This window comes from Rubrivirga sp. (genome assembly GCF_049648075.1).
In the GTDB taxonomy this organism is placed as follows: domain Bacteria; phylum Bacteroidota; class Rhodothermia; order Rhodothermales; family Rubricoccaceae; genus Rubrivirga.
Window position 1 is genome coordinate 1 of record NZ_JBARYR010000625.1, and the last position, 5,844, is coordinate 5,844.

The window sequence follows — 5,844 nt, forward strand, 5'->3', positions numbered from 1 at the left end:
ACGCTACCGCTCGATCTCGACGCGCCGCCGCTCCGCCAGCGACTGCCTGGCCGCCTCGAGGACGCGCACGACCTCGAGGCCGTCGACGCCGTCTGTGAGCGGGGCGCGGTGCTCGCGGATCGCCGACAGGAACTCCTCGACCTCGACGCGCAGGGGCTCCGCGGCGGGGATCTGCGGGACCGCGATGTCACCTGATCGAACCGCGAGCGCGCCGGCCACGTCGCCGAACCGCGCCTCGGAGGGGTCGACGCCCCGGTCGTACACGCGGACCTTCTCGGACGGCTCTTGGTCGTCGATCACGGCCATTTGAACATCGCCCACGACCGTCGTCCGCCGCACCTTGTGCGGGTCGAGCCACGACGCGTGCAAGTGGGCGATGGCCCCGCCGTGGTACTCGACGGTCGCGAACACCACGTCCTCGATGCCCGTCTGCAGGATGGCACGGCCGGTCGCCGTGACCGCAACGGCGTCGCCCAGGAGGGACCGAGCGATGGCCAGGTCGTGCGGCGCCAGGCTGTCGAACGCGTTCTCCTGCGACCGCACCACGCCCAGGTTCGCGCGGACGCTGTAGAGGTACTGAATCTCACCTAGGACGCCGTCCTTGACGAGCTGCTCGACGTGCTGAAACGCCGGGTGGTACCGCAGCAGGTGCCCGACCATCAACCGCCGGTCTCGCTCCTGGGCGAGCCGGACCAGCCGCTCGGCTTGGGACGTCGTCTGCGCGAGCGGCTTCTCGACGAACACGTGCTTGCCAGCCTCGAGGGCGGCAGCGGCGAGCTCGACGTGGAGCGGCGTCTCCGTCGCCACCACGACGGCCTCGATGGACTCGTCCTCGAGGACGACCGTGGCCGACCGCGCCGTCCGGGCCGTCGGCGCGATGCGGGAAGCTTGGGCGAGCGCCGGGTCGAGAGGGTCGGCGACCGCCACGACCTCAGCGCTCTCGCTGGCCGCCAGGTTTCGGAGCACGTTGCGCCCCCACCGGCCCACGCCAATCTGGCCGACGCGGATGGACTCGGTAAACGCGAACGAGGACATAGCGAGAGGGGAGAGGTCCGGCCTCGAGGCCGGGCTACGCGGCGACCGGGACGCCGGCCTCGAGGTACGACCGGACGTGACCGGCGACGTACTCCGTGTCGGCGATGCTGAGGTGCGGGTGCATCGGGAGCGACAAGACCTCGCGGCAGGCCCGCTCCGTCTCGGGCAACGCCGGGCCGAGGTACGGCGGCATCTGGTGGATCGGCTCCGGGTAGTAGATCATCGTCGGGACGCCCTGCGCCTTCAGGTGGTCGCGCAGCCCGTCTCGGACGTCGGCCGAGACCCGGATCGTGTACTGGTGGAACACGTGGCGCGCGTCGTTCTCGCGTCGAGGTCGCGTGACGTCCTCGAGGTCGGCGAGGTGCGCGTCGTAGCAGGACGCGGCGGCCCGGCGCGCGTCGATCCATGCCGGCAGATGGCCCAAGTGAACCGACAGGATGGAGGCCTGTATCGCGTCGAGGCGGCTGTTCACGCCGACCGTCGTGTGGTGGTACTTCTTGGCTGAGCCGTGATTCGCGATCTGCCGCGTCTTGGAGGCCAGATCCTCGTCCGTCGTCAGGACGGCGCCGCCGTCGCCGAACGCGCCAAGGTTTTTCGAAGGGTAGAACGACAAGCAGGTCAGGTCTCCCATGACGCCAGCCGGGCGACCCTGCCACGTCGACCCGATGGCTTGGGCCGCGTCCTCGACGACCGGGATTCCGAGCGGGTCGCAGACCGCACGGATCGCCGTCATGTCGGCGCACTGGCCGAACATGTGGACGGGCACGACGGCCTTGGTGCGCGTTGTGAGAGCCGCGTGCAGCAGGTCCGGGTCGAGGTTGAACGTCTCCGGGTCGATGTCGACGAACACGGGCTTCGCTCCTAGAACCGCCGCCGCCTCGGCCGTCGCCACGAACGTGAACGACGGGCAGACGACCTCGTCGCCCGCTTTGACGCCGAGCGCCATCAGAGCGATCTGCAACGCGTCCGTTCCGTTCCCGACTCCGAGAGCGTACACAGGCTCGGTCGAGCCGAGACCCTCGACGTACGCTGCGAGGTCGGCCTCGAAGGCGGCCACGAACGGCCCGCGCACGAACGCGCCACGGTCGAGGACGGCCGCGATCGCAGCGTCGAGGTCGGGGCGGATGGCAGCCGTCTGCGCGCGCAGGTCGACCATCTGGAGCGTCTTGTTCATGCCGGTCGGGGGGTCCCCTGAAGGTAGCCGACGGCCCGTGTCGACTCGGTGAAGCACGGTCGTCCTCGAGGGCGATTCCCAGGGCACGACCTCGAGGGCGTGGAGCGGATCTGCTCTCACGGGGCCGAGGCCCTACCCCCCGTTCTCTCGCAGTTGCTCGGGTGCCACCGCCCGCACGTCGCGCGCCGGCACGCCGACGTGGACCCGCCCGCCGGTGGCGTCCTTGCTCAGGACCGCGCCCGCTGCCACCACCGCCTCGCTCCCGACCTCGAGGCCGGGCAACAGCACCGCGCCGACGCCGATCCGGGCGCTTTCCCGAACAGTGGGTCCCGCGAATGCGGTTTTTCGAGCCTCCGTCCGGGCGAGATACGCGTCGTTGCTCGTCAGCACGCCCGGCGCCACGAACACGTCGTCCTCGATGGTCGAGTAGGCCGTGACGTAGACGTTCGTCTCCAGCTTGCACCGCGCCCCGACTGTCGAGTCGTTCTCGATGGCGACGCCGCGCCCAACGATCGACTCGCTGCCGACGGACACGCGCTCGCGGACCGTCGCGTAGTCCGCGATCAGCACGCGCTCGCCGATCGTCGCCCCTCGGTACACCACCGCTCCCGTCCCGACGATCGTGTCCGCCCCCATGACCGCGGCCTCGAGGTCGGCCGCGCTCGTCGTCGCGCTCCGCGCCGCCCGCATCGGCCGCTTGCCGATCACCGCGTGGTCGTCCACGCGCACGCCCGGTCCCAACCGGCTCCCATCGTGGACAACAACATGATGACCGAGTCGGCTCCCCTCGCCAATCTCGACGCCGGCCCCGATCACCGCGAAGTGACCGACCTCGACGTCGTCCTCGAGGACGACGGACGGATGAATCTGGGCGGTGGAAGCGGCGGGCATCGGATCGGGGGCGAGGAGTGGGGCGTAGCTTCTGAAAAGCTAGCCCCCGCTTCGAATGACTCTTCTCGCTCTCCTCGCGCCTACCCCTGAGGGCTACGGCGTCGGTCTCGAGTGGATGGTGTACCTCGCCTTCCTCGTCCCGGTCGTGTTTCTCGCCGTCGTGTGGTGGCTCGGAAGCCGCAACACGGTGTAGCGGCGCCCTCGAGGACGAACAAACGACGACGCCCCGCCGGAGAGATCTCCAGCGGGGCGCTCGTGTGTCCGGGGGCGGGTTCTGGCGCTACGAGTCGAGTTGGCCGATGTAGTGCTGCGCCCAGCCGTGCCATGCCTGGCCCTCAGCGATCGACTCGAAGGCGGCGCGAGCTTGGTCCGCGTCGCCGGCGCCCATGTGCGCTAGGCCGAGCTGGATATAGAAGCTCGAGCGGTCGGCCTGGCCCTCGCTGGCCGCGAGAGCGGTCTCGGCGTACGGGACGGCGTCGGCGCCGCGCTCCATCGCGATCAGGGCCTTGGCGTAGTAGAACGCGACCAGGTCCGCGTCGTAGCCGGCCATCCGGGCCTGCTCCAAGAGCGCGTAGGCGTCGGTGCCCTGCTCGTAGGTGATGTCGTTGCCGTTGAGCATCTGGACGGCTTGCTCGATCTTCGCCGTCGTCTCGGCAGCAGCGCTGGCGGCGGCCTGCTGCTCCTGGGCGGCCGCGGCCTGGGCGGCGCGCGCCTCGAGGACGCCGCTCACCTGCTCGAGCCCGCGGTTCGCCGCGGAGAGGATGGTCCCGGCGTTGGAGGCGTCGGAGGCCTCGGCCATCGCGACCGCGTCCTCGAACGCGTTACGGGAGTCCTCGAGGCGCCCCTCTTGGGCCAGGGCCTGTGCGAGTCCGAGTCCGGCCGGTGCGTACGTCTCGTTGTAGAGGAGGGCCTCCTCGTACTTTAAGAGGGCGTCGCTGAAGTTGCTCTCGCGGAAGAGCTCGATGCCTTCCTGATAGAGCTCGCGGGCGCGCTCGGGGTCCGGCTCGATGGCCGCCTCGAGGGAGTCGGCGACGACCGTGTCGGCCTCGACGGCTGGCATCTCGGTGGGGTCAGTGGTCTGCGCGCTGGCGACGGTCGTGAGGCCGAAGGCGAGCAGGGCGAGAGAGAGAAAACGGGTCATCCTGGGTGGGGGTGAGTCAAGCGGTGGGTCCTGGCGAGAAAACTACAGAGTTCGTGCCGGGTCTGAAACGGGTCATTCCGGGCGCTTCGTACGCCCCGGCTGTCCAGAGAATCGGACGGTGACGTCGGGTTCGCCGTACGCCGAGCGTTTCGACGGGTGTCGTTGGCTGCGCCGGCTTGGCGTCCTCGAGGGGACGGGCTAGAAGTTGGGGGTGATCCCCGACTGTGAGCAGAAGCGGTCGATGAGGTCGGCGGCCTCGGCCGGATCGTCGGTCAGGGTGACGAGGTCCGGGTCGCCGGCCGAGATGAAGCCGCCCTCGAGGAGCGTGTCCTGGATCCAGTCGAGCAGGCCCTTCCAGTACGAGGTCCCCATGAGCACGACAGGAAACGTGGCGGCCTTCTGGGTCTGGATCAGCGTCAGGCTCTCGAACAGCTCGTCCATCGTCCCGAATCCGCCCGGCAGGACCACGTAGCCTTGGGCGTACTTCACGAACATCGTCTTGCGCGCGAAGAAGTACTCGAAGGTCAGGTCGTGAGCGGGCTCCACGTACGGGTTGACGTGTTGCTCGAAGGGGAGCGCGATGTTCAGCCCGACCGACACGCCGCCGGCTTCGGTGGCGCCCTTGTTGGCGGCCTCCATGATGCCCGGCCCGCCGCCCGTGATGACGGCGTACCCACGAGTGGCGAGCTCTCGCCCGACCGCGACGCCGAGCTCGTAGTGCTCCGTTCCCGGCTTGGTGCGGGCGGACCCGAAGACCGACACGCTGGGGCCGATTTCGCCCAAGCGCTCGAAGCCCTCGACGAACTCGCTCATGATGCGGAAAACCTTCCACGTGTCCTTGATCCGCTCGTCTTGCCACTTCGCGACGTCTCGTGGGGTCATCGGCCGGTCGGCACGGTATGGCGTTGCTTGCGGAGAGTCGGACATCGAGGGCGGAGGAATGAGAGCGGCCCCCGACGCCGAAGCACCGGGGGCCGCGAAACTAGCTCCGTCCTCGAGGACGCAAGCTGGAGCGCTTAGTTGTACTGGCTCTCGACCGACCGACGGTAGTCGTCGTTCGGGTAGATCGCGATCTCGACGCGGCGATTGGCCGGGTCCGTGCCCGGGATGCCAGCGAGCGGCTCGGTCTCACCGCGGCCGTACGACTGCAACCGCGAGGCGGGGACGCCCTGGCCGACCAAGAAGTCGGTGACGGCGCGAGCGCGGCGGTCCGAGAGCGACTGGTTGGTCGCCGTCGAGCCGTCCGTGGACGCGTGGCCCACCACGACCGCGTCGTGGTCGGAGTAGTTGCGCAGGCTCGACGCGAGGTCCGTCAGGTCCGAGCGGACACCGGGGCGCAGCGAGGCCTGTCCCAGGTCGAACAGCAAGGCGTTGTCGAACCGGATGGCGATGCCAGCCGTGTCGCCGTCGTCACCGGGGATCGGCGTGACGTCAGCGTTCTCGAGGTCGTCGTCGAGCTCCTCGGCCTGCCGGTCCATCTGGCGTCCGATGACGGCGCCGGCCGTACCGCCGACGGCGGCTCCGATGATGGCTCCGCGAGCAGTCGAGCCGGTGGCCCGGCCGATGACGGCGCCGATGACGCCGCCCGCTGCGGCTCCGGCGC

Annotated in this window: 7 protein-coding genes; 1 reads left to right on the forward strand and 6 read right to left on the reverse strand. The window is 69.7% G+C overall.

Going from position 1 to position 5,844, the window contains the following annotated elements; genetic code table 11:
• Positions 1–3: 3 nt before the first annotated feature.
• From WBA11_RS17020 to WBA11_RS17030, 3 genes are all read right to left on the reverse strand, one after another.
• Positions 4–1,035 (reverse strand): Gfo/Idh/MocA family protein, encoded by a 1,032-nt coding sequence (locus tag WBA11_RS17020; RefSeq protein WP_424521837.1) that lies wholly within the window; start codon positions 1,033–1,035, stop codon positions 4–6.
• 34 nt (positions 1,036–1,069) lie between these two features.
• The gene (locus tag WBA11_RS17025; protein ID WP_424521838.1) at positions 1,070–2,209 is read right to left on the reverse strand and encodes a DegT/DnrJ/EryC1/StrS family aminotransferase; all 1,140 of its coding nucleotides are present in this window, start codon (positions 2,207–2,209) and stop codon (positions 1,070–1,072) included.
• Between the two features lie 132 nt (positions 2,210–2,341).
• Positions 2,342–3,100 (reverse strand): DapH/DapD/GlmU-related protein, encoded by a 759-nt coding sequence (locus WBA11_RS17030; protein WP_424521839.1) that lies wholly within the window; start codon positions 3,098–3,100, stop codon positions 2,342–2,344.
• Positions 3,101–3,155: 55 nt separating this feature from the next.
• Between WBA11_RS17030 and WBA11_RS17035 the strand changes: the two genes are divergently transcribed.
• The gene (locus WBA11_RS17035) at positions 3,156–3,293 is read left to right on the forward strand and encodes a hypothetical protein (RefSeq protein ID WP_424521840.1); all 138 of its coding nucleotides are present in this window, start codon (positions 3,156–3,158) and stop codon (positions 3,291–3,293) included.
• 87 nt (positions 3,294–3,380) lie between these two features.
• Here WBA11_RS17035 and WBA11_RS17040 read toward each other — a convergent pair whose 3' ends face one another.
• From WBA11_RS17040 to WBA11_RS17050, 3 genes are all read right to left on the reverse strand, one after another.
• A complete protein-coding gene (locus WBA11_RS17040; RefSeq protein ID WP_424521841.1) occupies positions 3,381–4,241 on the reverse strand; it encodes a hypothetical protein in 861 nt (286 codons plus the stop codon).
• 198 nt (positions 4,242–4,439) lie between these two features.
• Positions 4,440–5,123, reverse strand: coding sequence for a TIGR00730 family Rossman fold protein (locus tag WBA11_RS17045; RefSeq protein WP_424521842.1), 684 nt, complete (start codon positions 5,121–5,123; stop codon positions 4,440–4,442).
• A 134-nt stretch (positions 5,124–5,257) separates the two neighbouring features.
• Positions 5,258–5,844: OmpA family protein (locus tag WBA11_RS17050; RefSeq protein ID WP_424521843.1), on the reverse strand; the 587-nt coding region annotated here is incomplete at its 5' end.

Coding starts and splice junctions, on each gene's coding strand:
- WBA11_RS17025 (WP_424521838.1), bottom strand. CDS start 2,209: ATGAACAAGACGCTCCAGATGGTCGACCTGCGCGCGCAGACGGCTGCC.
- WBA11_RS17030 (WP_424521839.1), bottom strand. CDS start 3,100: ATGCCCGCCGCTTCCACCGCCCAGATTCATCCGTCCGTCGTCCTCGAG.
- WBA11_RS17040 (WP_424521841.1), bottom strand. CDS start 4,241: ATGACCCGTTTTCTCTCTCTCGCCCTGCTCGCCTTCGGCCTCACGACC.
- WBA11_RS17035 (WP_424521840.1), top strand. CDS start 3,156: ATGACTCTTCTCGCTCTCCTCGCGCCTACCCCTGAGGGCTACGGCGTC.
- WBA11_RS17020 (WP_424521837.1), bottom strand. CDS start 1,035: ATGTCCTCGTTCGCGTTTACCGAGTCCATCCGCGTCGGCCAGATTGGC.
- WBA11_RS17045 (WP_424521842.1), bottom strand. CDS start 5,123: ATGACCCCACGAGACGTCGCGAAGTGGCAAGACGAGCGGATCAAGGAC.